Raw genomic sequence first — 23,372 nt, 5'->3', positions numbered from 1 at the left:
CCGGCGGCGCAAGGCCGCCGGAGCTTGTGCGTCGCCCGGCTCAGGCCGCGCGCACCGTCCGGAGGAATTTTCCGACTTCGTCTTTGAGCCGGTTGCTGTCGGTCGCCAGCATCTTTGCGGTCGAGAGCACCTGCGAGGACGCCGAGCCGGTCTCGGCTGCGCCACGCTGCACGTCGGTGATGTTGGTGGAGACCTGCTGGGTGCCATGGGCCGCCTGCTGCACGTTGCGGGCGATCTCCTGGGTCGCAGCACCCTGCTCCTCGACGGCGGCTGCGATGGTCGAGGATACCTCGGACAACCGCTCGATGGTCGCCGAGATGTCGCGGATCGCGTTGACGGATTCCTGCGTCGCGGTCTGGATGCCGGAAATCTGCTGGCTGATCTCGCCGGTCGCTTTCGCGGTCTGCTCGGCCAGCGTCTTCACTTCAGAAGCGACGACCGCGAAGCCGCGGCCGGCTTCGCCTGCCCGCGCAGCCTCAATGGTCGCGTTCAGCGCCAAAAGATTGGTCTGGCCTGCAATGGTGTTGATCAGCTCGACGACGTCGCCGATCCGCGTCGCCGCGACCGAGAGCTCGCTGACCCGTTCGGTGGTGGTGCGGGCCTGGTTGACGGCTTCGCTCGCCATACGCGCGGATTCCTGCACCTGTCGGCTGATCTCGTTGACCGAGGAAGACAGCTCCTCCGTGGCCGTGGCGACCGACTGGACATTGCCGGTGGCCTCGCCCGAAGCGGTGACGACGACCGAGGTCAGCTCCTGCGCGCGCTGCGCGGTGGTCGCCAGCGTCGAGGACGATGCCTCGAGCTCGGTGGATGCGGATCCGACCGTTTCGATGATCTCGCCCACCGCCCGCTCAAAGCCGTCGGCCAGGTTGACCATGTCGCGGCGCCGCTGCTCGGCGGCCTGCCGCTCGATGTCGGCCTGCGCCGCCTTGAGCCGCTCGACCTCGAGCGCGTTGGTCTTGAAGACTTCGACCGTCTTGGCCATGTCGCCGATCTCGTCGCGGCGGTCCTTTTCGGGCACCTCGGTCTTGAGATCATTGCGGGCGAGGCCTTCCATCGCGAGCTTGAGCCGGGCGATCGGCTGCGACATCGCCTTCAGGCCGATGAACAGCGCGATCGCGATGCCGAGCACGAGGCCACCGGCGCTGACGCTCATCACGGTCCAGGTCGCGGATTTGGCGTCGCTATTGATGGCCTCCTTGCGCTTGGCAACCACCTGCGCCGTCTCGGTCGTGAACTTGGCGATGCGCTCCAGCGCCGCGTCGATCAGCGGATCGCACTCCTTGTGCGCACGATCTGCGGCCTTGGCGTTCTCTTCCGTGCTGTTTGCGGCAGCTCCAGCCTGGAGCACCGGTTCGCAGCCATTAAACACGGCCTTCAACTGGTCACCGATGCTCTTGAGCTCACTTGCACGCGACGGGTCGTCCTGCACGGCCGCATCAAGATACTGGCTAATTTCATTGCGGTTCTGGTTCGCGATCTTCAGACGATTGGCGTTGCCCGCTTCGGTCGTCTCGGTGAACACCGCATAGAGCGCCGCGTGATAGGTCTCGGCGCGACGCTGGGCACGCGTCAGGTTGAGCAATGCCGATTGCGCGGCGGCGAGTTCGCCAAACCCGTCGACGGTCGCGGAGAGTTCACGCGTGCCGAAGGCGGCGACGGCGACCATCGCGCATCCCATCACGGCTACAATCAGCGCAACCTTCAACACGATCTTCAAATTGTTCAAAAAGCTCATCCCTGCCTTCCAATGATTTTCGGCCTACGCGACCGAAGCGGCCCCAGCCGCGCCATTGGAACCGGCGGACGTTAAAATTTAATACTAAATGACAGGGGTAAACTTACTAAAAAATAACTTTCCGGTGCTCGTCCGTAAGCTTCGCGTAAGCTTGGGGTCCGTCTTAAGGGGTATCTGGTGCCGCCCGGCCGGCCCGGAACCATTCGTCACGTCCGGGGAAACCTGCTCAAATGGGGGAAATCTCCTGGCCCTCCTCGGGCCGGGCATGGACGCGCACGAGATCCTCGACGAACGCCAACACCTCCGCCCGTCTGTCGGGCGGCAGTGACAGAAAGGCGCGTACGAGCCGCAAGCCCTGCGCTTCGTCCGACGGGTCGTCCCTGGATTCCATCCGGCCAGTGTCGGGCGCTCGGGAAAAATATGCAATCCCTTGCAGGTCGCCTGCTTGATTCGGCGCTCCCACTTTGGTGGAATAGCTCTAACAAAGGTGGACCATGAAGTGGATCAGGGAACGCGACGCGCTGATTGCGCAGACACTGGCCTTCGTCCAATCGGTAACCGGCAAGACGGATGACCTCCATCCGCCGGCGCCCCCCGCGGCTGCGTTCGCAGTGACCACGGAGATCGTCACCGTGCGGGCCCTCGCGGTCGAAGCCGAGCCGCCACCGGCTCGCCCACCGCCCGCCCCTGTCCCCCCGCCGCGGTCGACGGGCGATTTTCGCAGCGAGATGCAGGCCCGCATCGCGAGCTTCAAGAAGCATCAGGAGCGCTTCGAGCGCGAGCGGGAGGAATATTGTGCGGCGACGCTGACCAGGCTTCGCGCCGCCATCCGCGATCCTTCCACCCGCCCGCCGGCGGACAAGTGAGGGCAGACTTAGCCTCTCACAGCCAGGACCACACCAGCCAGAGATTGGCCGCACAGGCACCCACCAGTGCCAGCGTCAGGGGCAGCAGCATGTGCCCGCAGGAGGTTTTCAGGTCGGTCGTCATGGCCAGAAACATCCGCTGATTCCGGCTGGGGAGTCCCAAGGATTCTTTTTTTGGGGATTCAGGACTCGTTTACGACTCAGGGCCCGCCACCTCGATCACGGCTCCGTGATCTAATCCCCGTATCGGAACCCCTCCCCGCGGCAGGTCGTTAATGCGGTTTCCGGGAGCGGGAAGCATGCCCTACGCCCTGTTCTGCAACGACGCCCAGATCAGCAAGGCCTATCCGAGCGAGGCCGACGTCTGGAAGCTCGCGCAACGGAGCGGCCTGGTCGTGGACGTCGGCACCAACGAAGAGCGGCCGGGGCCGCGCCGGGTGCTCGACAACGACTATGAGATCAAGTCCTGCCGGGCAGCCCAAGGCGAGGACCCCGCCAAGAACAAGGCGGATGCCGAGCGGGAGTCCCGGATGGAGCTTCAGTTGAGTTCGTGAGGCCCGACCGCAGGCCGCATTGCCTTAGGGCGTCGCGGTCGCCAACGAGGCCTGCTCACCGGCAAGGGCCACACAGGCCTTCCGGCGGTGCAGCCCGCGGATCGCACCGGTCACCTTCAGGACCTTGCCGGACGGACAAGACGCGTCCTTGACGAAAGCCACCTCATAAGGTGCCAGCATCAGAGGCTCGGATTTGAGGATTGTTTGGGCAGAGCACGGCAGGGCGACGAAGCACGAGAACACCACCACCGACGCCAAGATACGCATGTTCGTTGTCCCACCAGCCCGGCAATTCGATAATAACGCGTTCCGGAGCACGAGTTCCGTAAGTCGCAAAAATTATTTTTGCTTTACCCGAGCCCCGTGACACGCGTGAGAAGGCGCGCGCCCGAACGTTTGCTTGCAAATGACGCGCCAGATGGTTCACGCAATGCCAACAAGGGGCTGGGCCAACAAGGGGCTGGCAAACGAAAGGCCGGCGGGAAGCCGGCCTTTGTCAGATCTTGGTCGCTGCCCGCGGTCAGTAGCGCGAGGCTGCCGGACCGCCCCAGCCGAAGCGGTAGTTCACACCGACCTTGACGGTATGCTCATCCTCCCGGCCACGGACGCCGACAACGTCGGCCGGACCGGAGGTGATCGTCGTGCTGCCGAAATTGTAATACTGGTATTCGGCCTTGGCCGACCAGTTCGGCGCGAACATGTATTCGAGACCGGCACCGACGGTGTAGCCGTCCTTGCTGTTGCCGGTCGTGGTGAAGGCTTGCGGCACGCCGGCGATGTTGACGCCGAGGCCGCCGTTCCGCCAGGCGTAACCACCCTTGGCGTAGACCAGCGCCGGGCCCCAAGTGTAGCCGATGCGGCCGGTCACCGACCCGAGCTGGTCGGTATTCGACGTCACCTGCGTCCCCAGCGGGAACGTGGCACCGTTATTGTTGGTCGGCAGCCAGGAATACTGGGCCTCGACACCCACCACCCAATTGGGCGCGAACTGGTAGTCGAAGCCGCCCTGCACACCACCCAGGAAGCGGGCGTCGCTCGACTGGAAGCTGCTGTCGCCAGCGAAGGCGCCACCGACATGGCCGCCGATGTAGAAACCGGTCCAGTTGTAGATCAGCTGCGGTGGCGTATAGGCCGGAGCCTTGGTGTAGGTGCGCGGCTGCATGTCGGCTGCTGCCGCCGGTGCGGCGAGCGCAAGCAGAGCGGCTGCGCCCAGCAAAATCGTCTTCATGATCATCCCCGTTCTTTCAAATTCGACACTCTGGAAACAACGTGGCGTGAATTAGGTTGCTTCGCGGCGATGCCGGAACGTTGATCGGTCGCAACTGTGACGGGGTGGCAACAACGGCATTTTGTTCCGTCACTTGCGCTTGCACGACCGATTTTGTCGTCCGCGCAAGGCCAGCCGTAACGATTAGTCGCAAGGTAAAACCACCCCGTTCAAAGCTCGCCAAAATGTGATCCAGCGGCTCCGGCGGCTCTTGTCCTAGCACCGCCCGATGAAGGTGGGCTTTGCGCTATCGCGTCATCTTTTCCAGTTCCGGAAAGGGTGTGTAAACCGCGCCGGCGCAGAACTCGTTGGTGCGCTCAGTGACGCGGTCGCCCCGCCCGTTGACGAAGACAGCGGCACGCTCGCGCATGGTCTTGTAGCTGCCGTCAGGCTCGCGGGGCGTGAAGTGCAGGCAGCTGACATAGAATTGCCGGCCGCCGATCTCGCGCAGCACCGGTTCGGCGATGCTGGCGTCGCGCACGCCGACCGGATTGTTCAGATAGGCGCGCATCAAGGCCAGCGTGTCGCTGCGGAAATTGTCGGGAAACGGCTGCGGGCCTCCGGCCTGGGTCCCCTCCATCAGGGATGGACGGTCACCGTCACTGCCGAAACATGCCGCGAGCGCCAGCGGCAGCACCAGGATCACCGCACGTTTCGCCAATCGCCCCAAGGGTCACGCTCGCCGCTCAATCAGACCCGGAGACGTTTAGCCCCAAGGTTGCGATGATGCATCTCTAGAGATGTTTTGCCCGACGAGTCAAACAGATTCGTAAAATCCGTAGAGCAACCGATCGTCAAACCATTGATATATCTATCACCAGCTACTGTGCATGGGGTTGTTTTCGAGATTCTTGCCTGTGGTCGTGTATCGAAGGGAATTCGCCTGCAGGCACCGGCCCGCCGCCAGCACCTCGAGCTTTCGCACAAGGCATGACGAACGAGCCGGACCTGAACTCCGCGCGAGGCGGCGGGGCAATGCTATGGATGCCGCCTCACGGGATCAGTCGTTAGCTGCGCTTCTCGGTCGTCACCGGCTTGGTGACGTCGGGCTGCGCCTTGAGCGACTTCCTGGCCGACAGATGCTTGTGGTGGTGGCGATGCGTCCGCACGGTCTTGTGCTCGTCGGGCGTGATCGCGGCATTGGCGTTCATGGCCTTTGCCTTGGAATCTGCCTTGACGTCCGCCTTGACGCCGGCGGTCTTCGCGTCGGCCTTGACGGTAGCATCGGGTTTCGCCGCGGTGTTCGACGCCTTGGTCTGGGTCTGGTCCGCCTTGATCACCGGCGCGGTCGTCGTGGTGGTCTTGCCGGCCTCGGCTGCGAAGGCCGGGGCTGCGATCACGGAAGCTGCAAGCAAGGCTGCGGAAATGGTCTTCAACATGGTTGTCTCCTCTTTGAAGGATCTTGAGGCGGCGCCCACTCGCCAACCCTTCGATCGTAGGTGGAAGCCTAGGGGGAGCGCGCTGAACCCAGTCTGAAGCCGATTGCAGGCTTCCGTTCATCTGGATGACAAGTTTGTCATCTCGCAGGCGGACGGCGGCCGGGAATGTTTTTGCATGCGGGGTGTTCCGGTCTTCAGGCAATCGTGTAGGATCGCCACGTTCCATTCGGGAGAACTTGAGATGCGCAAACTTTCCATGCTTCTGGTACCGGGACTAGTCTCGATGGCGCTGGCGGCCGGACCGGTGCTGACGAGCGCCTATGCCGCCGGTAGCGATGATCCGTCGCCGCCGAAGTCGGATACCTCGACCAAGAAAGAGAAGAAGAAGAAGAGCTCTTCCATCAGCGATCCCAAATTCCTCGCGGCCTATCGCACCGCCTACACCACGATCTACGACAGCCACGACTATACGAGCGCGATCGGCCAGTTGAAGTCGCTCAAGCGTGACGACGTCGCCGACGTCGCCAATTTGATCGGCTACTCGTATCGCAAGATCGGCGACTACCAGTCGTCGAAGGTCTATTACGAGCTGGCGCTGAAGGACGATCCGAACCATGTCCGCACCTGGCAGTATTACGGCCTCTGGCAGCTCGAGCAGGGCAACCGCGAACAGGCGCAGTATCATCTGAACAAGATCGCCTCGCTCGCCGGCACCGACAGCTCCGAATATCGCTCGCTCGCCGCAGCGCTCGACAAGCCGACCGGCGCGACGCTCGTCTACTGAGATCCGCGTATTTGAACCGAGCGAACGGGCACAACCTCGGGGTTGTGCCCGTTCCGCTTTCTCGGCTAGCCTCTCGCACCAATCTCTTCTCGCAATTGGTGCGCAATGGACAATTGGCTGCGATCCGCGATCGACTACATCGGCTCCTGGATCGAATTCCAACAGACGACATTCCAACAGCCGGGCGTCCTCGTCGCGTTCGTCCATCGCGGCGAAGTCGTCGCCGAACATGCGTTCGGCCTCGCCAATCTCGACACCGGCGAGAAGCTCACCCCGCGCCATCGCTTCCGCATCGCCTCGCATTCGAAGAGCTTTACCTCCGCCGGCATCATGAAGCTGCGCGAGCAGCGCAAGATCCGGCTCGACGACACGATCGGCCAATATGTCAGTGGCCTGCATCCGCGCGTTGCTGAGACGACGATTGCGCAGGTGCTCTCCCACAGCGCCGGCCTGACGCGTGACGGCGCCGATTCCGGCCAGTTCATCGACAGCCGTCCCTATCTTGACGAGAAGGAGCTGCGCGCCGAGTTGAAGCTGCCGACCGCGATCGAGCCGGGTACGCGCTTCAAATATTCCAATCACGGTTTTGGCCTGATCGGCCTCGTGATCGAGGCGGTGACGAAGGAGCCCTACCCTGTCTGGATCAAGCGCGAGATCATCGAACCAGCGGGCTTGCGTGAGACCGAGCCGAACGCGCCGATTGCCAAGGGAACGCCGTTTGCACGCGGGCATACCCGAAAGCTGCCGCTGGGCGAGCGATGCGTGATCCCCGGCGACAATCCCGCCCACGCGATGGCATCCGCCGCGGGCTTCGTCGCCACCGCGGCCGACACGGCCCGCTTCTTCGCGCAGCTTGCACCCAACGCCAGGAAGAGCGTGCTGTCCGGTGCAAGCCGCCGCGAGATGACGCGGCATCATTGGCGCGTCCCGCAAAGTTTCGAGGCCTATTACGGCCTCGGCGTCAACGCCGGCAAGACCGACGGCTGGGACTGGTTCGGCCATGGCGGCGGCTTCCAGGGCTACATCTCCCGGACCTGCTCGATTCCGGGCTGCGAGCTCGCGATCAGCATCCTCAGCAATTCCATCGACGGCGCGGCACCATTCTGGATGGACGGCGCGATGCAGATTCTGCGTGTTTTCCAGACGCGCGGCGCCGCAGACAGGCGCGTCCGCGACTGGACCGGCCGCTGGTGGACGATCTGGGGCGCGACAGACTTCGTGCCGGTGGGCAATCGCGTGCTGATCGCCAATCCGCAATTCAACAACCCGTTCATGGATGCCGGCGAGATCGAGGTGACCGGCCGCGACACCGGCAATCTCGCATGGGCCGCCGGCTACTCCAGCCATGGCGAGCCGGTGCGCCGCGTCCGCGACAAGCGCGGCAAGGTCAGTGACATCTGGATCGCCGGCGCCAACGTCAAGCCTGCGAGCGTCGTCGCGCGCGAGATTGCGCGCAGATACAAGCCGCGGAAACGGCGGCCTACTCCCGAATGAGCGCCTCGACTTCGCCGCGCAACGCCTGTCGCGAGCCGTCGCGGGAATAGAACATGTGGCCGCCGGGATAGACGACGAATTTGATCCGCTGCGTCGCGAAGGCCGGCAATTGGTCGAGCGCCCGCTTCGATCCGAAATAGGGCGTGGCGAGATCGAACAGGCCGTGCGCGACCAGCACGTTCAGCTTCGCATCGGTTGCGAGGATCTGGCGCAACTCCGACACCGATTGCGGCGGGTTGATGCCGCCTCCGAAATCCCAATTGCGCTCGACGGCGCCGTTCAAAACCTCGTAGGAGCCGTCCGGCCGCCAGTTGAGCTTGTGTGTGAGAACATCGACCGCGGCACTCGTCAGCGGCGCCTGAAGCGCGTCGCCTGAGGGATCGCCGAACCGTGAGCTGCTCGAATCCGGATAGGGATCGAAGCCGCGCACGGAGGCGTCGTAGCGTCCCGTCACCATGCCGTTCTTGCGATCGAATTCACGGCGGAATTCGCCGACATCGAACCGGCCGGCGAGCCTGCGGCTCACCGCTTGATCGAGGCCGGTCAGCTCCGCGACCTTGTCGGCAAGACGATTGGTGGCCTCCTTGTCCGCCTCGCCCTTGACGAGATCGGCCAAAAATTCTCCGCGTGCGTAAGCCTCCACATCGGCGAGAGCGGCGCGCGTGACCGGCCCCTTGGTCGATTCCTTGGCCGATTCCTTGGCTTCGCGCGCCACCGCCACATAGCTTGGCAGCGTCGCGACATATTGCAGGAGGCTCGTGCCCGTGAACTCGCGGAAATCCAGCAGCGGCGACACCAGGATCAATCCCCTGACACCGACGCCATGCTGGAGCTGCAACTGGCGCACCACCTTCGGGCCGCGAATGCCGCCATAGCTCTCGCCCGCGACGTATTTCGGCGAGACCAGCCGGTTGTGCTTCTCGAGCCAGCGACGGATGACGAGCGCAATCGAATTGACGTCGCCCTCGACCGAATAGAACCGCTTTCGCGCGTCGTCTCCACTCGCGATGAAACGGCTGTAGCCGGTGCCGACGGGATCGATAAAGACGAGATCGGTGAAGTCGAGCCAAGTCTCGGCGTTCGGCTTCACCTCGGGCGAGGCCGACGGTGAAAGCCCCTCGCCGTCGAGCGGCAGCCGCCATGGTCCGGCATTGCCGAACTGGAGCCACGCCGAGGATGCGCCGGGTCCGCCATTGAACAGGAAGGTGACCGGACGCGTGGCACGGTCGGCGCCGTCGAGCTCATAGGACGTGGTCGCTATATCGGCCAGCGGTTCGCCCTTGTCGTCGAACACGCGGATCGAACCGGCGGTCGCGGCGAAGTTGAGCGTTCGGCCCGGCAGATCGAGCGTCTGCTTCGTGGTTGAGTCCGGAGGCAAACGATGCTGCTCGGCGGCCGACGGTGAAGTCTGGGTTGCATTTTGCTGCGCGTTGCCGCCGCGCGCGCCTTTCTGTCCCGAAGGCGCCGCGGCCTCATTGCGCGGCGGCACTGGATCATCCGCGCGCGCCAAACCCGCGAGCGCGAATGTAGACACCGCCAGCACTAGCCCCGCGCGGCGCAGCATCGGCAAACCCATGTCCATGACCCAATCTCCCTGCCCTGCCGCGCTCGCACGTCGTCCGGTCGCTGGCGAGCGATCACCGAAATTCTAGCTTCCAATTGCGACGGTTTGGGGGATCGGAGGCCGGAGGCTGGCTTTCCGGCCCGATCGGCCCGGCTTTTGCCCTGAACCGAGACTGGCGACCGTCCGACCGGGCGCCCATTTGCTTTAAGAAGCGGTCATCCTCGACAACGCAGGCCCAGGTCGTATAGACGACCTCGGCGGACCTTTCTCGAGCCAGCAGCACCTGCCTGGAAGCCATGACCAAGCCATTGCGGTACGACCGGATCGCCTTCGTCGCCAGCTCGAGCAGCGAAGCGCAGGCCGCCTTCGGCCAGCTCACCAGGGACTACGGCAATTGCGACCCGAACGAGGCCGACATCGTTGTCGCACTCGGCGGCGACGGGCTCATGCTCCAGACACTGCACCAGCAGATGCACTCGGGAAAGCCGATCTACGGCATGCATCGCGGCACGGTCGGCTTCCTGATGAACGAGTACTCGACGGTCGATCTGCGTGCCCGCCTGGAAGCTGCGCATGAATCCGAGATCAACCCGCTGCTGATGCGCGCGACCGACGTCAACGACCGCGTCTATCTTCACCACGCCATCAACGAGGTCGCGCTGTTCCGGCAGACCTACCAGGCGGCGCGACTTCGGATCCTGATCGACGAGCGCGAGCGCATGCCCGAGCTGATCGCCGACGGCATCATGGTGGCGACGCCGGCCGGATCGACCGCCTACAATCTGTCCGCCCAGGGGCCGATCCTGCCGATCAACGCCGCATTGCTGGCACTGACACCGATCAGCGCCTTCCGCCCCCGCCGCTGGCGCGGCGCGCTGCTGCCCAACACGGCTTACGTCGTGATCGAAGCGCTGGAAGGCGACAAGCGCCCCGTAGCGGCGGTCGCCGACCACGACGAGGTGCGCGATGTCCGCCGCGTCGAAGTGCTCACCGACAAAACCATCTCGATGCGGATGCTGTTCGATCCAGGCCACAGCCTGGAAGAACGCATCCTGCGCGAGCAGTTCGGCTCCTGAGCCGCCTGCCCGGCAGCCTGGCGGACGCCTGATCGCAACGCTTCGTTAACCCTCGGCACGATATGGTTAATGAAAGTTGACCCTTTGGCCTGGGCGTCATGTTCCGCATCGACTTCAACAAACTCCGTTTCCTCATCTGCGACGACAATCCGCATATGCGCCGCATCCTGCGGACGCTGTTGCATTCGTTCGGCGCGCGCGAAGTCTATGAGGCCGAGGACGGCGCCACTGCGCTGGAAATGTACAGCCATTACGTGCCCGACATTGTCATCACCGACTGGGCGATGCCGATCTTCGACGGGCTCGAGCTCGCGCAGATGATCCGGCAGCCGGAATCCAAGGGCAACCCCTACGCGCCGATCATCATGCTGACCGGCCATTCCGAGAAGCGCCGCGTCACAGTCGCGCGCGATGCCGGTGTCACCGAATTCCTGGCCAAACCGATCTCGGCCAAGGGGCTCTATCAGCGCATCCTCAACGTGGTTGCCAGTCCCCGGCCCTTCATCAAGACCAAGGCCTATTTCGGCCCGGACCGTCGCCGCAACACCAATTCCGCCTATATGGGCCCCGAGCGCCGTGTCGGCGAAAAGCACGAGGTGCTCCAGCAGCCCTCGCTGCTCGACAAGGCCCGGTCCTCCATCTAGCGCAACGTCTTCAGCGACGAGGCAGGCATCATGGCGAAGAACAGCGCAAGAGACATAGAGGTCAAGGCCTTCGCTACGCATCAAGTGATCACGCAGCCCAATCCGCTGCGGAAAGTCCTGCGCCGGGTCGAGGAAAAGGACATGGACGATCCGGTCGGCCGCGCCGAGCAGGCGCTGGCCGGCCTCTCCGGCGAGTTCAAGGACTGGATGACGACCGAGATCAACCGGCTGTCGGCCGCCTACGTTGCCATCCGCAACGAGGGCTTCACCAAGGACAGGCGCGACGAGCTGTTCCTCGCAGCGCACGACATCAAGGGCGACGCCGCGACGTTCGGCTTTCCGGCGGCCGCGGGAATCGCCGAGAGCCTGTGCCGTGTCATCGAGCACGCACCCGATCTCGAGAGGGTTCCGGCCGAGCTGTTCACGCACCACATCAACGCCATCCTGGCTATCGTGCATGACAACACACGGCTCGACAGCCTCACTGTCTCCGCCGAGCTCAACCGTCGCCTGCGCAAGGTTGCCGACGAATATCTCGCCCACGTCAACCGCGACCGCCCCGAGCATCTCGAGGCGATCCTGGCGCCGAGCATCGTGCCGGCGGAGTAGCGCGAGCTATTTTCTGAAATCGGGTGGGCAAAGCGAAGCGTGCCCACCAATCAACTCTGATTGTACGGATGCATGGTGGGCACGGCGCAAGAGCGCCTTTGCCCACCCCTGTACCTTCGTTACGCCGCGATCAGATCGTCATAGACCGGCGCGATCGCCTCGTCTGCGACCAGCTCGTCGCAGAACAGCCTCGCCTCTTCGCGCGCGGACTCGGTGGCAAAGCGGCGCAACAGGACCATCAGCGGCTCGGTGGCGCCGCGATCGGTCTCGCAATGGGTGAGCACGCGCTCGACCATGCGCCGGCGCAGCCGGGCCGCACTGTCGTCGGTATCGACAAAACCTTGCTCGTGGCAGGCATCGAGCGCGACCTGGAACGCTGCGAACGTTGCCTCGGGAAGCCCGGCGCGGCGCAGCAGCGCGTGCAGGCTGTTGCCGCCGCGGTCGTGCAGCAGCGCGGAGACGCGCGCCAGCGGCAGATCGGCCAATTCGGCGAGTGCGGCGTCGAACAGTTCGAGATTGCTCGACAGCAGTGCGCGCAGGATCAGGCCCGCGGTGAGCTGGCCCGTGATACGGAGATGCCGCACCAGACCCTGCATGTCATCGCCGCGCGAGCGCGCCGCGATGTTCATGGTGGAGCGGTCGCGCGCCTCGGTCGTCATGCGGTCGGCGCGGTCGGCGCTCAGCCAGTTCCGCGCTACGACGAACTGCGCCAGCGTCTCGGAGAGCTTTGCCACCAGCGCGGCGCGCGTTGCGGCCGGCAGATCCTCCAGCACCAGCATCGCCTCGCGGATCGCGGCGAGATGGCCGTGACGCTCGACAATGCGATCCCAGGAAAACGGTGCGAGCTCGGCGTGGGGATTTTCGATCAGCTCCAGCGCGGCCGCCGCGCAGCCGACCTCGGCAATGGCGGCGCAGACCGATACCGGCAGCGCGACGCGCCGGGCGACGGCGCACTGAACCACGTCATTGCCGGTCGCGACGATATCGACGAGGTCCGCATCGATCAGGAGCGGTGAATGTTCGAGCACGGAAAGAGCCACGGACGGCTGGTCTGCCGACAGCGCTCGCACGATCGCCGCGGGCGCATCGGTGCTGCGTGCAAAAGCCTCTGCCATCGCCTGCCGCACCAGAGGCGACGGATCGTCGAGCAGCATCAGCAGCGCGCCTTCGGCGGCGACGCGGTCGTCATGGGAAAGGTCTGAGATCAGCCAGGCCCGGGCCAATGCCCGTGTTGCCTCGGCCCGCTCACCGGCGGACGCTGTCCTGATCCAATTGATGAACTGCCGAACAATCATGGTGCTTCCGGCTTACGCAACGAAGACGAAGCGGTGACGGCTTGTCACCTGCAACACAAAATAAACCACGACGCTTAACAAAGCGTTCACCATAACTGGCTGGTTTTATTGACGTTTTGTTAAGGGAACAAAGCCGCCTGACTCACATGCCCGGACGCAGCGCAGCAGCGCTGCGCGTCCGGGACACGAGAGTTCGAAATTTAGCTGCTGAACGTGCCGCTGCGATCGCTGAAGAGATCGAGCGGCTGCGGCGGCCGCACATCGGGCGTTGTCGATGCGGCCGAGGTCGCTGACGCGACCGAGGTCAGCGAGGCGTTGCTGCCCCACAATTTCTGCACCGTCGTCGAGACCGGCTGCGTGGCGTCGGCGGGCTGATAGATCGAGCGAAACACCGGCGTGCTCGGTGCATTGTCGGCTACCGTCGTCGACGATGTCGCACTGACCGGCGTCACCGAGCGCGTATCGGGGAAGGTCTGGAGATAGGCGGCGCTATTGATCATGGGCGCGGTGGGCTGCACGCCGTTTGCGCTCGCGACCTGCGTGGTCGAGGGCGTATCACCGTACATCGCCATCGCGCTGCGCGTCGATTTCGCGTTCGAGGCGCTGGCGTAGCGTGCGTTCAACACCGAATAGACCTCGGAGACGCTGCGCGCGCGGCCGTCCTTGGCGTAGAAGATCGAGCGGTTCGCGGACGCCGCATTCGGAAACAGCCGCGCGCCGACCGCTTGCGGATTGTCCTCGGCATTGGCGATCAGTTTCGCGGCACCACCGACGCCCATGAAATGCGCCATGTAGAGCTCGCTGTCGCTCGGCCTGCGGCCGAGCAGACCGGTGAGCTTGAAGCTGTTGGACTGCGTCAGCGCGGCCGCCATGCTCGAGGCGGCTTCCGGATCGTCACGCAGCTTCATGATCGACCGCTTCATCATGGGATCATCGACGGTGTAGGTGCCGGACGACGTCTTGCTGATGGCGTCGGAATAGCTGCCATAGCCGAGCTGGGTGCCCGCCTCCTTCACCGTGCCGAGCCAGGTCTGGTCGATGAACTGGTAGAGCCCGTGGGCGGACGAGGTGCTGGCACCGGCGGTGGCATCAAAGTCCGATTCCATCTTGGCGGTGGTCAGCATGTATTCGAAGCTGACGCCGGTCCGGCTCGAGGCCTGCTTGATGGCGCCCGCGACGCGCGGCGAGCCGTCGGTCGCGGCAGTCTGCGGGGCACTGGAATTGTCGACCGACATAATGGAGTGCCCGCCCCGCGCGGCGTTAAACGGCGCCGGCAATTCGGACGCCCTGTCGTCCCACCGTGGGACAGGCATGGTTAATGCGGGGTTAATTCGGCTGTCCCGGTCATTCCGGGGCGCGCGAAAACTACTTCCTCTACTTCTTATAGACGTCGCCGGGATCGAACAGCCGCTCGGCATCGACGAAGACGAGCTTGGCGCCGCCGCCCTCGGCCTCGACCTTGCGATAGAAGCAGGAGCGGCGGCCGGTGTGGCAGGCCGCGCCGATCTGCTCGACGCGAAGCCAGACCGCGTCCTGGTCGCAATCGGCGCGGATCTCGACCACGCGCTGGGTCTGACCCGAAGTCTCACCTTTTCGCCACAAGGCATTGCGCGAACGGCTGAAGTACCAGGCTTCGCCGGTCGCAATGGTCTTGCGCAGCGCTTCGTCGTTCATGTGTGCGACCATGAGCACGTCACCGGTGGCGACGTCGGTGGCCACGCAGGTCACGAGGCCGTTCGCGTCGAAGCGCGGCTGGAAGGAAAGACCTTCCTCGATCTCATGGGAGTGAGCGGACACGACGACCTCGCTAGAGCATGATCCGGAAAAGTGTGCAGCGGTTTTCCCTCGCGACAAACGCAAAATGCGTTTGCGCGGAGATCATGCTCAAACAATAGATCTTTGCGAGGTCAGCGAAGACCTCGCACCAGGGACAGGAAGCGGGCCTGCTCCGCCGGATTGTCGCGGAACATGCCGGTGAAGCGGCTGGTGAACGTGGAGGCGCCATGCTTGGCGACACCGCGCACCGACATGCAGGTATGCTCGGCCTCGATCAGGACGGCAACGCCGCGAGGCTTCAGGATCTCGTCGATGGCGGCGGCGATCTGCGCCGTCAAATGCTCCTGGGTCTGGAGCCGGCGGGCGAAGATGTCGGTCAGGCGCGCAAGCTTGGACAGACCGACGACACGCTCCACTGGCGTATAGGCGATGTGCGCCTTGCCGTAGAACGGCATCATGTGATGCTCGCACTGCGAGGTGAACTCGATGTCGCGCACCAGCACGAAATCGTCATAGCCGGCGGTCTCGCCAAAGGTGCGGTCGAGCACCTCGGCCGGGCACTGGTGGTAGCCCTGATAGAGCTCGTCGAAGGCCTCGACCACGCGGCGCGGGGTGTCGAGCAGGCCCTCGCGCTCGGTGTTCTCGCCGATATAGGCGAGCAGCGTCTTCACCGCGGCTTCCGCCTCGGCGCGCGCGGGGCGCGGCTGGTCGGCGCGGACGGCGGCTGCGAGGAATTCGGCAGGATCAAGCTCGGCCGGGCGGCTCTCGGGTTGCCTGTCGGAGGGCTTGCTGGGGCGGATGGATTTGATTGCAGCGTCCATGTCTACTCCGTTCGACGGCCTTGTGGCCGGAGTGTCACCGGCAGACGGGGCGGCATGCCGCCGGACGCCTGAAGAGAACAGTTTTGGCGAAAAGGGTCTTCGGCTAGAACGCCGGCCGCGCGGTTCTGAATCAGCACCGGCAGACCGTCGGACTGTTTTTCCGCCAGTTCCAACCCTATATAAGGCCGTGGACGGCGCCCGCCAAGGCCGATCCAGCCCGGAAGTGTTGGACTCCATCACATGCTGAACGACATCTACAACAAGCGGATCATCGAACTGGCCGGCAATATTCCGCGCCTCGGGCGGCTATCCGACCCGCATGCCAGTGCCACCGCCCACTCCAAATTGTGCGGCTCGACCGTCAAGATCGACCTCAAGATGGATGGCGACACCGTCACCGACTTCGCCCATGACGTGAAGGCCTGCGCGCTGGGACAGGCCTCTTCATCCATTATGGCAAGTCACGTCGTCGGCTCGACTGCGAGCGAACTCCGTGAGTTACGCGAAACCGTTCGCAAGATGCTGAAGGAGAATGGCGCGCCTCCCGACGGCAAATGGGACGAGATAAAATTCCTCGAGCCGGTCCGAGATTACAAGGCGCGCCACGCCTCGACGCTTTTGACCTTCGATGCCGTGGTCGACGCGATCGGGCAGATCGAGGCGAAGGCCAAGCAGCCGGTCACTGCGCAGGGCTGAAGCTTTTACTTCTGCGACGCAGCCGCCGCACCCGTCGGCACCAGGGCTTCGGCCGTCTTGGTCGACTTGGCAGGCTGCGGCTGCTCCGGTTCCTCGCCGAACCTTGCCTGCGTCTTCGGCGCAAACTCCGCCATCGCGGGCGCAGAGACGTCCACATGCGGCAGCACGTCAGCCACGAGATCGGTCGTCACCAGATTGGTGAGCTTCAGCTCGCCAGCGTCCAGCTCGTGCAGATCTTCCCAGGGCGGCACGTTGAGCGCGAGCGACAGGAGATCGCCGGCGCCGCCCATATCAAATGTGTACTTGGCGAGCCGGCCGATGTCGCGTTCTACGATCATCAAGTCCTGGGCGCTGTAGCTCGCGGCCCTCGCATCGTCGGCACGGTCGCCCATCCAGATCTGGTGGACGCGAACATGAGCCGCCTCCGGCACGTAGCGCTTCTTGCCGGCGAGCAGCAGAAACACACACATGGACTCGCAATAGGCTTCCGAGGCGACCGCCGGACGGGCACTCTGCCCATCGCGGTTCTGCTGTGTGATGCCGACGGTGGTCAAAAGGCCGAGATTGCGGAAGCGCCGGCCGAGCGTGATCGCGTCGTTGACGGAACCGCCGCTGGAGTCGAGCACCACCGTGGCGCCGCCAAGCTGGCGCCCTCGGGCGAAGTCGTCGAAATCCTTGGGTGTATCAGCGGTGATGATGCCGACCGCGCTGACCCAGCCGCGACAGTTGGGATCGCAGGCGACCCAGCCAAACTTCATCGACAGCTTGCGCTCTTCGAGGGAGCCGCCGGCACGGGCCGACGACCCGAAGGTCGCCACGGCACCCGCCAACATGACGCCGCAAGCGGCGGTTCCCACCAGCAACCAGCCGCGTAGATTGAGCGACTTCAGAAGTTTCAAACTGGTCCCTTCCCAAGCCCCAAAGCGATTCAGGTAAGCCCCGTTCGGCGTCCGATGAGTCTACACATGGACGTAACAAAAATGGTATCCGGGGGAATACAGATCGTCCATAGGTACTTGCTGCACTGCTCCCAGAAAGCAGGCAAAGTATGGCGTGCGCACAACAGCTCGCTGTTCCCTGCGTTGGAACTGCGCATCAAGGCGCACAGGATGGCAGCACAGCGCACATGAAGCACTCAACCTGCGAGCACTGTTCCGGCGCCGTGACTGAGACGCTGCGGCTGCCGCGCAGATTCGGCCGCGCGCTGATCTGGTTGTACCGACACACGCTGTCGCCGCTGGTTGGCTATAATTGCCGGCACCTGCCGACCTGCTCCGTCTATGGCGACGAGGCGATCGAGCGCTTTGGACTCTGGGCTGGCGGCTGGATGACGCTCGCGCGCGTGTTGCGCTGCAACCCCTTCGGAACGTCCGGCATCGACAATGTGCCCCTCACCACGCCGCCGGCCGCGCGCTGGTATCTGCCGTGGCGCTACGGCCGCTGGCGCGGCGTCAACGCGTCGTAGGCAAATAGCTGCGGTAAGTATGCTGCGGTGCTTTGCGCATCGCTGCTCTGAGCGGAACCGGAACTTTTCCATGTCGTTGTTGTGTGCTCCCCGGGGAGGAAACAACAATGCGCTGGAAAATCAGCCCTCATTTTCACTTCAGGCTTGGTCCGCATCCCAAGTTTAATCCAAGGGATCACGATCCCCGAACCATCGACATGATCGCGATCGTGGCCCTGCTCACGCTCGTCCTCGGCTCTGGCTGGTATCTGGCGACAAGCTTCGCCACGCAGCCGAGTACGACAGCGTTCATTGTGCCGAGCCAGAGCGTGCACTGGTAGTTCAGAGGTCCAGCACCAAGCGCTCCGCGTCTGACCCGGCGACGCAAACCATGAGATAGCGTTCGCGCTCATACGGCGACAGAATGCGGTCGCGGTGGATGGGCTTGCCCTCGATCCATCCGACCTTGCAGGCGCCGCAGATGCCGCCGCAGCATGAGGTCGCGATGTCGACGCCCCCTTCCTGCAATGCGGCAATCATGGTCTGGCCGGCGCGAACCTGGATTTCGGTCCCCGTGCGCGCCAGCGATACCGTGAATGGCTTGGCGTCGGGATCGATGACCGGCGCCGGGGCGACAAAGCGCTCAATGTGAACATGGGCCGCGGGCCACGCTGCGGTCACACGCTCGAAATCGTCGATCATGCTTTCTGGGCCGCAGCAAGCGACCAGTGTTTCCGGTCCGGCGCCGCCGACCAGCTCCGCGAGATCCGGACGCCCAGTCCGGGACGTACGATGCACGACGACGCGGCCCTCATCGATCAGCGACGCGAGCTGCGCGGCCAGCGGCATCTCCGCGCGCACGATCAAATGCAGCGTGAAGTCGGCGCCACCCGTTCTCGCGAGGTGCCGCGCCATCGACAGGAACGGCGTCACGCCGATGCCGCCTGCGACGAACACGTAGCGCGTGATCGAAGTCTCCGACTTCAGCCCACCGCGCGGCAGCGAGACGCCGATGACATCGCCAATCCCGATCTCGTCGTGCAGTGCGCGCGAGCCGCCGCGTCCGTCCGCCTCGCGCTTGACCGCGATGACATAGCGCGTGTTGTCGGCGGGCTCGTTGCACAGCGAATAGGTGCGGACGAGCCCGTTCGGCAGATGCAGATCGATATGCGCGCCGGGTTTGAACGGCGGCAGCTCCCATTGGTCGGGATCGGCCAGCGTGAACAGTTTTATGCCTGCACAGCCCTGCTCGATCCCGGCAACGACCGTCTTGATCGTCGTGATCGGACGCGCCTTCATGCCGCGTTCCGCACGGTGTCGCCGACCCTGACCATACCGCCTTGCAGGATCTTGCAGTTGAGGCCCGAGCGATTGATCAGGGGATCGAAGATCGCCTTGCCGGTAATCTCCTCGATATGCCGACACGGTATCGACAAGCGGGTTGCCTCCAGCAGGGTCTCCCCCAACCAGAAGCGGCGGCCGACCAGATGGTTCAACGGCACGCCCTCAACGGTCACGTTACGGCGATGCTCATCGGGACCGAGCTCGATACCGGCGTCGCGCTTGAGCGCGATCAGTGTCTCGAGCTCGAACAGGGTGACCTGCCGGCCCTCTTCCGGCTTGTGCGAATAAAAACCCTCTTCATTGCCGATCAGGTAGCGATCGCCTTCGATCCCCCTGCCGGCGATGAGGGTGATCGATTCCATCGCGCGCATCGGCAGGAACGCACGCGGGGTGAGATGAAGGAAGCGCACTACGCCGGTCCAGGCGAGGCGTGCTGCGCTCTGCGCCGAACCGGCGCTGATGGTGTCGAGCATGACAGAATCCTTGTGAGACGATCCTTGCGAGAAGCTATGGCGCGCCGCAAGCAGCGGCGCGCCGGGGGATCAGGTCAGTTCCTTGTTCGCCATTTCCGGCGCGAACGTGGTCGCGATCGCCGTGACGGCGGCGCAGGCGATCAGCAGCAGCGACACCGGCCAGGTGGCGCCTCCGCTCCAGGCCATCAGCGAGGCCGCAATCAGCGGCGTCAATCCACCGCTGATGGCCGCACCGACCTGGAATCCGAGCGAAGCCCCGCTATAGCGCAAGCGTGCGGAAAACAGCTCGGAGTACCAGGGTGCACCGATACCGAACATCACCATCTGGCCGAAGGTGATCGCGACCACAATGGTGCAGATGACGATGGTGGGGTCGCGGGTGTTCAGCAGCCAGAACAGCGGGAAGGCAAACAGCGCCGAGAACACGCAACTTGCATAGAACATCCTCTTGCGGCCGACGATGTCGGACAGCCAGCCGAACAAGGGGATGGCGAACAGCGCGACCAGCGATGCCGCGAACGCGCCGTTCAACACCACCGTACGCGACAGTCCGAGATTGGCCGTGGCGTACGACATCACGAACACGCCGCCGATGCTGGCATAGGCGATCTCGGAGATCTTCAGCCCGACCGCGGTGAAGAACGGCTTGCGGTGGTGCTTGAAGATCTCGACGATCGGAAGGCTTGCCACTTCTTTCTTTGCCTGAACCTGACGGAAAGCCGCGGTCTCTTCCATGTTGAGGCGGATGTAGAGGCCAACACCGACCAGGACGATCGAGATCAGGAACGGAATCCGCCAACCATAGGTCATGAAGTCGCTTTCCGGCAGGCTCGCCACCAGCGCAAACATGCCGATCGCCGCGAGATTGCCGATGGGATTGCCGACTTGCACCATGCTGCCGAGCAAGCCGCGGCGGTGCGTCGGACAGTTCTCGACCACCATCAGCACCGCGCCGCCCCATTCACCACCGAGGCCGATGCCCTGGAGAAAGCGTAAGGCGATCAGCAGCACCGGCGCGGCGATGCCGATTTGCTGGTAGGTGGGAAGCAGACCAATCAGGAAGGTGCCAATGCCCATCACCATGATCGTGATCGCAAGCATCGCCTTGCGGCCGACCCGGTCGCCGTAGTGACCGAAGATCGCAGCGCCAAGCGGGCGCGCCAGAAATCCGACCGCGTAAGTGCCGAAGGCCGCGATCGTAGCAAGCGTGGGGTTGCCGGCGGCGAAGAACACCTTGTTGAAGACCAGCGCGGTCGCCGTGCCGTAAATCAGGAAGTCGTACCATTCGACCGCGGTGCCGATCACGCTCGACCACACGATCCGTCGCAAGCTCGCCGCCTCGTCCGGCGCTACGTTCAGGGCTATGTCGTCTGCTACGGTCATCGATCTCTCCAAAAGGTACCGGCGCCAGGGAAAAGCAGTTGGTTCTGGCCGTGGAGCCCATCGGCAGCCACGACGCGAAAAATCGACCATGTTTACTGACAGAAATCAATGACGCGGAAGCCGGCAAATGCTACGCGGATCGGCAAAATGCCTCTATTGCCCTATTTTTTAGCTATATTTCCTGGGATACCAACGAATCTGCTCACAATATCTGCGGGTCTGCTTGAAATTTCCGCGCATAAGTTTTCTGTTGGGATACACTTGGGCGCCGGCTGAGCGACCCCCGCGGAGCGCCGGGCTGGCGGTTGAGGCATATCTATTGCAAAAGGTGGAGCAACAACTCGGTCGTTACCTGGAGACACATGCGTGCTTGACGTCAGCAAGGCGGCAGCCGTCGGGGCCAATATCCGCCAGGCGCGGATCGCCAAGGGCCTGACACTGGATCAGCTCGCCAGGCAGAGCGATCTCACGCGCGGCTACATCTCACTGGTCGAGCGCAATCTGAAGATCCCCTCGCTCGCAGCCCTGCTGCGAATGGCCGCCGCGCTCGAGGTCAATGTCGCGAACTTCTTCGACCCGAACGCCGAGCCCGCACCGCGCTACACGCTGTTCCGCCGCGAGAACGGCAATGTGCCGCTGTTCCAGGACACGTTTGGCCTGGTCCCGCTCGTCACCGGCCGCACCCGCAAGATGATGGAGCCGTTCCTGCTGAGCCCGCCGCACAAGTCGGCGACGCGTGCTTCGCATGCCGGGGAGGAGCTGCTCTTCGTCATCAACGGCAAGATCGCGATCAAGCTCGACGGCGAAGAGCTGGTCCTCGGCAAGGGCGACTGTCTGTATTTTTCAGGCGAGACGCCACACGAGGTCAGGAGCCTCGGCCGGCAAAAGGCGGAGGTTCTTGTCGTCGTTGCGCAGAGCCCGGCGGCCTGACTCTGGCCTCAGCAGTAGGCTAGCGGAACCAGAAGAAACGTCCGGGTGGCGGCGGAACCGGCTCGGGCGGACGCGGCCGCTTCGGGCGTGGCGGCTTCGGCGGCGGCTCGGCGGACGAGGTGGTCTCCGCGGCAGGCGCAGTCTCGCTCCCCGGTGTCTTCACCGACAGCAGCAAATTCGACTCATGCATCCGCCAGCGATAGCCGACGCCAAAATCGATCGGCTGCGCGCGCGTGAACAATTCGGCGTAGCGCTCCTGATAGCGGCCGGGGAATTCACTGATCGGTCCGAGATAGCGGCCGAACGGGAAGAACCGCCATTGCCGCGAATTGTAATTCGCAAGCGGAATGCCGGAATCGTCCTGGATGATGGTGGAGCTGTTGGCGAGCAGCCAGTCGCGAACAACCGTGAAGTTGCCGGCGTGCAGCAGATAAGACGCGCTCTTGATCAGGCTATTGCCGGGCCCGAGTGTCTCGCAGAACTTCAGGAATCCGGCCGCGCGCGCACCGGAATTGGAGAGATCGGTCGAGAAATAATACAGCGTGCGCGCCTCACCGTCGCTGCCGGCAAAGGTGATGCGGACGCCGCGCGTCGCGTTCGGCCCGGGATTGTCGTTGCCGGTATGCACCCCTCCCTTGTCGTCGAGTGCGATCATCTCGACGTTGCGGATGGTCTTGCCGGAGCGCGCCAGGAAGACATAGAGGATCGGCAAGGTGCCGTTGACCTGGTTGGTGTGCAGGTCGACCTTCATCTGCTTGGTGATGAAGAAGGAGAAGCTCAGGATCGAGCCGAGCGAGCGCTCGACATTGTAGAGCGCCCCACCGACCGACCCACGCGGCAGCTTGGACAGGTCAGGGACCGCACCGACCGGCTCGAGCGCGCCGAGCACATAGGTGCTGGCCTTGGAATAGAACGCGTTGGCATAGAGGAAATCCGGACCGCTGAACATGTAGAACATGGTCGGCCGCGGTGCGGCCAGATTGACGTCGGACCAACTCCGGATCTTCGACAATTGCCGCTGCTCGAGCTGGGCGAAGGCGCCGTCGAAGAATTTTGCGTGATGCTGCCAGGACGGGTCCTTGGTGAGCGCCACCAGCGGTGAGTCCGCCGAAGGCTGCATGCCGGCAAGAAAGCGCGCAGTGTCATCGAAGGTGACCTCGGCAGCACGCGCGGGCGAGATGGCCGCAGCCAGCAGGACGAGAGCGACGGCCGCAATTCTCATGGGTCGAAACATG

General features: G+C 63.9%; 26 protein-coding genes. 11 read left to right on the top strand and 15 right to left on the bottom strand.

What is annotated here, in order from left to right; translation table 11 throughout:
* Positions 1-40 precede the first annotated feature (40 nt).
* Positions 41-1,738 (bottom strand): methyl-accepting chemotaxis protein, encoded by a 1,698-nt coding sequence (locus UB31_RS08500; protein ID WP_045008314.1) that lies wholly within the window; start codon positions 1,736-1,738, stop codon positions 41-43.
* 494 nt (positions 1,739-2,232) lie between these two features.
* Here UB31_RS08500 and UB31_RS08495 point away from each other — a divergent pair, with 494 nt between their 5' ends.
* Together UB31_RS08495 and UB31_RS08490 are read left to right on the top strand one after the other, a co-directional pair.
* On the top strand, positions 2,233-2,604 hold the full coding sequence (locus tag UB31_RS08495; protein WP_045010543.1) for a hypothetical protein: 372 nt from the start codon (positions 2,233-2,235) through the stop codon (positions 2,602-2,604).
* A gap of 299 nt (positions 2,605-2,903) precedes the next feature.
* A complete protein-coding gene (locus UB31_RS08490) occupies positions 2,904-3,158 on the top strand; it encodes a hypothetical protein (protein WP_045008316.1) in 255 nt (84 codons plus the stop codon).
* A gap of 24 nt (positions 3,159-3,182) precedes the next feature.
* On the opposite strand, the gene UB31_RS08485 is transcribed toward UB31_RS08490, so the two are convergent.
* The 4 genes from UB31_RS08485 to UB31_RS08470 all read right to left on the bottom strand — a co-directional run bounded on the left by UB31_RS08485 (position 3,183) and on the right by UB31_RS08470 (position 5,804).
* On the bottom strand, positions 3,183-3,425 hold the full coding sequence (locus UB31_RS08485) for a DUF6719 family protein (protein ID WP_045008317.1): 243 nt from the start codon (positions 3,423-3,425) through the stop codon (positions 3,183-3,185).
* Between the two features lie 253 nt (positions 3,426-3,678).
* Positions 3,679-4,386 carry an outer membrane protein gene (locus UB31_RS08480; RefSeq protein ID WP_045010590.1) on the bottom strand — a complete coding sequence of 236 codons (708 nt, stop codon included), beginning with the start codon at positions 4,384-4,386 and terminating at the stop codon, positions 3,679-3,681.
* A 286-nt stretch (positions 4,387-4,672) separates the two neighbouring features.
* Positions 4,673-5,095, bottom strand: a complete 423-nt coding sequence (locus UB31_RS08475) for a hypothetical protein (protein ID WP_197090786.1) — start codon at positions 5,093-5,095, stop codon at positions 4,673-4,675.
* 337 nt (positions 5,096-5,432) lie between these two features.
* Positions 5,433-5,804 carry a His-rich protein BRANT gene (locus tag UB31_RS08470; protein ID WP_045010542.1) on the bottom strand — a complete coding sequence of 124 codons (372 nt, stop codon included), beginning with the start codon at positions 5,802-5,804 and terminating at the stop codon, positions 5,433-5,435.
* Positions 5,805-6,045: 241 nt separating this feature from the next.
* Here UB31_RS08470 and UB31_RS08465 point away from each other — a divergent pair, with 241 nt between their 5' ends.
* Both UB31_RS08465 and UB31_RS08460 read left to right on the top strand, forming a co-directional pair.
* On the top strand, positions 6,046-6,588 hold the full coding sequence (locus UB31_RS08465) for a tetratricopeptide repeat protein (protein WP_045008319.1): 543 nt from the start codon (positions 6,046-6,048) through the stop codon (positions 6,586-6,588).
* 105 nt (positions 6,589-6,693) lie between these two features.
* Complete coding sequence (locus UB31_RS08460) at positions 6,694-8,082, top strand: serine hydrolase domain-containing protein (protein WP_045010541.1); 1,389 nt, start codon at positions 6,694-6,696, stop codon at positions 8,080-8,082.
* On the opposite strand, the gene UB31_RS08455 is transcribed toward UB31_RS08460, so the two are convergent.
* Positions 8,069-9,664, bottom strand: a complete 1,596-nt coding sequence (locus tag UB31_RS08455) for a S10 family peptidase (protein ID WP_045010540.1) — start codon at positions 9,662-9,664, stop codon at positions 8,069-8,071. The genes UB31_RS08460 and UB31_RS08455 overlap by 14 nt on opposite strands.
* A gap of 278 nt (positions 9,665-9,942) precedes the next feature.
* On the opposite strand from UB31_RS08455, the gene UB31_RS08450 reads away from it, so the two are divergent.
* From UB31_RS08450 to UB31_RS08440, 3 genes are all read left to right on the top strand, one after another.
* A complete protein-coding gene (locus UB31_RS08450) occupies positions 9,943-10,722 on the top strand; it encodes an NAD kinase (RefSeq protein WP_045010539.1) in 780 nt (259 codons plus the stop codon).
* Positions 10,723-10,820: 98 nt separating this feature from the next.
* Positions 10,821-11,366, top strand: coding sequence for a response regulator (locus UB31_RS08445; RefSeq protein WP_045008324.1), 546 nt, complete (start codon positions 10,821-10,823; stop codon positions 11,364-11,366).
* A 30-nt stretch (positions 11,367-11,396) separates the two neighbouring features.
* A complete protein-coding gene (locus UB31_RS08440; protein ID WP_045010538.1) occupies positions 11,397-11,975 on the top strand; it encodes an Hpt domain-containing protein in 579 nt (192 codons plus the stop codon).
* A 119-nt stretch (positions 11,976-12,094) separates the two neighbouring features.
* Here UB31_RS08440 and UB31_RS08435 read toward each other — a convergent pair whose 3' ends face one another.
* From UB31_RS08435 to folE, 4 genes are all read right to left on the bottom strand, one after another.
* Positions 12,095-13,270, bottom strand: a complete 1,176-nt coding sequence (locus tag UB31_RS08435; protein ID WP_045008326.1) for a DUF2336 domain-containing protein — start codon at positions 13,268-13,270, stop codon at positions 12,095-12,097.
* A 200-nt stretch (positions 13,271-13,470) separates the two neighbouring features.
* The gene (locus tag UB31_RS08430) at positions 13,471-14,505 is read right to left on the bottom strand and encodes a lytic transglycosylase domain-containing protein (protein ID WP_245305629.1); all 1,035 of its coding nucleotides are present in this window, start codon (positions 14,503-14,505) and stop codon (positions 13,471-13,473) included.
* A gap of 139 nt (positions 14,506-14,644) precedes the next feature.
* The gene (gene hisI / locus UB31_RS08425) at positions 14,645-15,067 is read right to left on the bottom strand and encodes a phosphoribosyl-AMP cyclohydrolase (RefSeq protein ID WP_045010537.1); all 423 of its coding nucleotides are present in this window, start codon (positions 15,065-15,067) and stop codon (positions 14,645-14,647) included.
* Positions 15,068-15,177: 110 nt separating this feature from the next.
* Positions 15,178-15,867 (bottom strand): GTP cyclohydrolase I FolE, encoded by a 690-nt coding sequence (gene folE, locus UB31_RS08420; protein WP_045008329.1) that lies wholly within the window; start codon positions 15,865-15,867, stop codon positions 15,178-15,180.
* 240 nt (positions 15,868-16,107) lie between these two features.
* On the opposite strand from folE, the gene UB31_RS08415 reads away from it, so the two are divergent.
* Positions 16,108-16,563 carry an iron-sulfur cluster assembly scaffold protein gene (locus UB31_RS08415; protein ID WP_045010536.1) on the top strand — a complete coding sequence of 152 codons (456 nt, stop codon included), beginning with the start codon at positions 16,108-16,110 and terminating at the stop codon, positions 16,561-16,563.
* 5 nt (positions 16,564-16,568) lie between these two features.
* On the opposite strand, the gene UB31_RS08410 is transcribed toward UB31_RS08415, so the two are convergent.
* Positions 16,569-17,462, bottom strand: coding sequence for a COG3904 family protein (locus tag UB31_RS08410; protein WP_045010535.1), 894 nt, complete (start codon positions 17,460-17,462; stop codon positions 16,569-16,571).
* Between the two features lie 227 nt (positions 17,463-17,689).
* Between UB31_RS08410 and yidD the strand changes: the two genes are divergently transcribed.
* Together yidD and UB31_RS08400 are read left to right on the top strand one after the other, a co-directional pair.
* The gene (gene yidD / locus UB31_RS08405; protein WP_045010534.1) at positions 17,690-18,028 is read left to right on the top strand and encodes a membrane protein insertion efficiency factor YidD; all 339 of its coding nucleotides are present in this window, start codon (positions 17,690-17,692) and stop codon (positions 18,026-18,028) included.
* 107 nt (positions 18,029-18,135) lie between these two features.
* Entirely contained in the window at positions 18,136-18,348 is a 213-nt protein-coding gene (locus tag UB31_RS08400) for a hypothetical protein (RefSeq protein ID WP_045010533.1), read from the top strand.
* Between the two features lies 1 nt (position 18,349).
* Here UB31_RS08400 and UB31_RS08395 read toward each other — a convergent pair whose 3' ends face one another.
* The 3 genes from UB31_RS08395 to UB31_RS08385 all read right to left on the bottom strand — a co-directional run bounded on the left by UB31_RS08395 (position 18,350) and on the right by UB31_RS08385 (position 21,207).
* Positions 18,350-19,306, bottom strand: a complete 957-nt coding sequence (locus UB31_RS08395) for a PDR/VanB family oxidoreductase (RefSeq protein ID WP_045010532.1) — start codon at positions 19,304-19,306, stop codon at positions 18,350-18,352.
* Positions 19,303-19,824 (bottom strand): MOSC domain-containing protein, encoded by a 522-nt coding sequence (locus tag UB31_RS08390; RefSeq protein ID WP_045010531.1) that lies wholly within the window; start codon positions 19,822-19,824, stop codon positions 19,303-19,305. The genes UB31_RS08395 and UB31_RS08390 overlap by 4 nt, the downstream gene beginning before the upstream one ends.
* Before the next feature lie 69 nt (positions 19,825-19,893).
* Positions 19,894-21,207, bottom strand: coding sequence for an MFS transporter (locus UB31_RS08385; RefSeq protein WP_045010530.1), 1,314 nt, complete (start codon positions 21,205-21,207; stop codon positions 19,894-19,896).
* Positions 21,208-21,573: 366 nt separating this feature from the next.
* On the opposite strand from UB31_RS08385, the gene UB31_RS08380 reads away from it, so the two are divergent.
* Positions 21,574-22,137, top strand: a complete 564-nt coding sequence (locus tag UB31_RS08380; protein ID WP_045010529.1) for a helix-turn-helix domain-containing protein — start codon at positions 21,574-21,576, stop codon at positions 22,135-22,137.
* Positions 22,138-22,156: 19 nt separating this feature from the next.
* Here UB31_RS08380 and UB31_RS08375 read toward each other — a convergent pair whose 3' ends face one another.
* Positions 22,157-23,371, bottom strand: a complete 1,215-nt coding sequence (locus UB31_RS08375; RefSeq protein WP_156175243.1) for a hypothetical protein — start codon at positions 23,369-23,371, stop codon at positions 22,157-22,159.
* Position 23,372 lies beyond the last annotated feature (1 nt).

Source organism: Bradyrhizobium sp. LTSP849, from assembly GCF_000938255.1.
Taxonomy (GTDB): Bacteria; Pseudomonadota; Alphaproteobacteria; order Rhizobiales; family Xanthobacteraceae; genus Bradyrhizobium.
The sequence above is the reverse complement of the archived record's forward strand: the minus strand, read 5'-3'. Positions and strand labels throughout refer to the sequence as shown.

Excerpts from the sequence above, each read along its gene's own strand:
- UB31_RS08395 (WP_045010532.1), bottom strand. The coding sequence starts at position 19,306 with ATGAAGGCGCGTCCGATCACGACGATCAAGACGGTCGTTGCCGGGATC.
- UB31_RS08430 (WP_245305629.1), bottom strand. The coding sequence starts at position 14,505 with ATGTCGGTCGACAATTCCAGTGCCCCGCAGACTGCCGCGACCGACGGC.
- folE (WP_045008329.1), bottom strand. The coding sequence starts at position 15,867 with ATGGACGCTGCAATCAAATCCATCCGCCCCAGCAAGCCCTCCGACAGG.
- UB31_RS08435 (WP_045008326.1), bottom strand. The coding sequence starts at position 13,270 with ATGATTGTTCGGCAGTTCATCAATTGGATCAGGACAGCGTCCGCCGGT.
- UB31_RS08470 (WP_045010542.1), bottom strand. The coding sequence starts at position 5,804 with ATGTTGAAGACCATTTCCGCAGCCTTGCTTGCAGCTTCCGTGATCGCA.
- yidD (WP_045010534.1), top strand. The coding sequence starts at position 17,690 with ATGAAGCACTCAACCTGCGAGCACTGTTCCGGCGCCGTGACTGAGACG.
- UB31_RS08495 (WP_045010543.1), top strand. The coding sequence starts at position 2,233 with ATGAAGTGGATCAGGGAACGCGACGCGCTGATTGCGCAGACACTGGCC.
- UB31_RS08490 (WP_045008316.1), top strand. The coding sequence starts at position 2,904 with ATGCCCTACGCCCTGTTCTGCAACGACGCCCAGATCAGCAAGGCCTAT.
- UB31_RS08455 (WP_045010540.1), bottom strand. The coding sequence starts at position 9,664 with ATGGACATGGGTTTGCCGATGCTGCGCCGCGCGGGGCTAGTGCTGGCG.
- UB31_RS08500 (WP_045008314.1), bottom strand. The coding sequence starts at position 1,738 with ATGAGCTTTTTGAACAATTTGAAGATCGTGTTGAAGGTTGCGCTGATT.
- UB31_RS08485 (WP_045008317.1), bottom strand. The coding sequence starts at position 3,425 with ATGCGTATCTTGGCGTCGGTGGTGGTGTTCTCGTGCTTCGTCGCCCTG.
- UB31_RS08465 (WP_045008319.1), top strand. The coding sequence starts at position 6,046 with ATGCGCAAACTTTCCATGCTTCTGGTACCGGGACTAGTCTCGATGGCG.
- UB31_RS08480 (WP_045010590.1), bottom strand. The coding sequence starts at position 4,386 with ATGAAGACGATTTTGCTGGGCGCAGCCGCTCTGCTTGCGCTCGCCGCA.
- UB31_RS08415 (WP_045010536.1), top strand. The coding sequence starts at position 16,108 with ATGCTGAACGACATCTACAACAAGCGGATCATCGAACTGGCCGGCAAT.
- UB31_RS08440 (WP_045010538.1), top strand. The coding sequence starts at position 11,397 with ATGGCGAAGAACAGCGCAAGAGACATAGAGGTCAAGGCCTTCGCTACG.
- UB31_RS08385 (WP_045010530.1), bottom strand. The coding sequence starts at position 21,207 with ATGACCGTAGCAGACGACATAGCCCTGAACGTAGCGCCGGACGAGGCG.
- UB31_RS08400 (WP_045010533.1), top strand. The coding sequence starts at position 18,136 with ATGCGCTGGAAAATCAGCCCTCATTTTCACTTCAGGCTTGGTCCGCAT.
- UB31_RS08450 (WP_045010539.1), top strand. The coding sequence starts at position 9,943 with ATGACCAAGCCATTGCGGTACGACCGGATCGCCTTCGTCGCCAGCTCG.
- UB31_RS08390 (WP_045010531.1), bottom strand. The coding sequence starts at position 19,824 with ATGCTCGACACCATCAGCGCCGGTTCGGCGCAGAGCGCAGCACGCCTC.
- UB31_RS08375 (WP_156175243.1), bottom strand. The coding sequence starts at position 23,371 with ATGTTTCGACCCATGAGAATTGCGGCCGTCGCTCTCGTCCTGCTGGCT.
- UB31_RS08460 (WP_045010541.1), top strand. The coding sequence starts at position 6,694 with ATGGACAATTGGCTGCGATCCGCGATCGACTACATCGGCTCCTGGATC.
- UB31_RS08445 (WP_045008324.1), top strand. The coding sequence starts at position 10,821 with ATGTTCCGCATCGACTTCAACAAACTCCGTTTCCTCATCTGCGACGAC.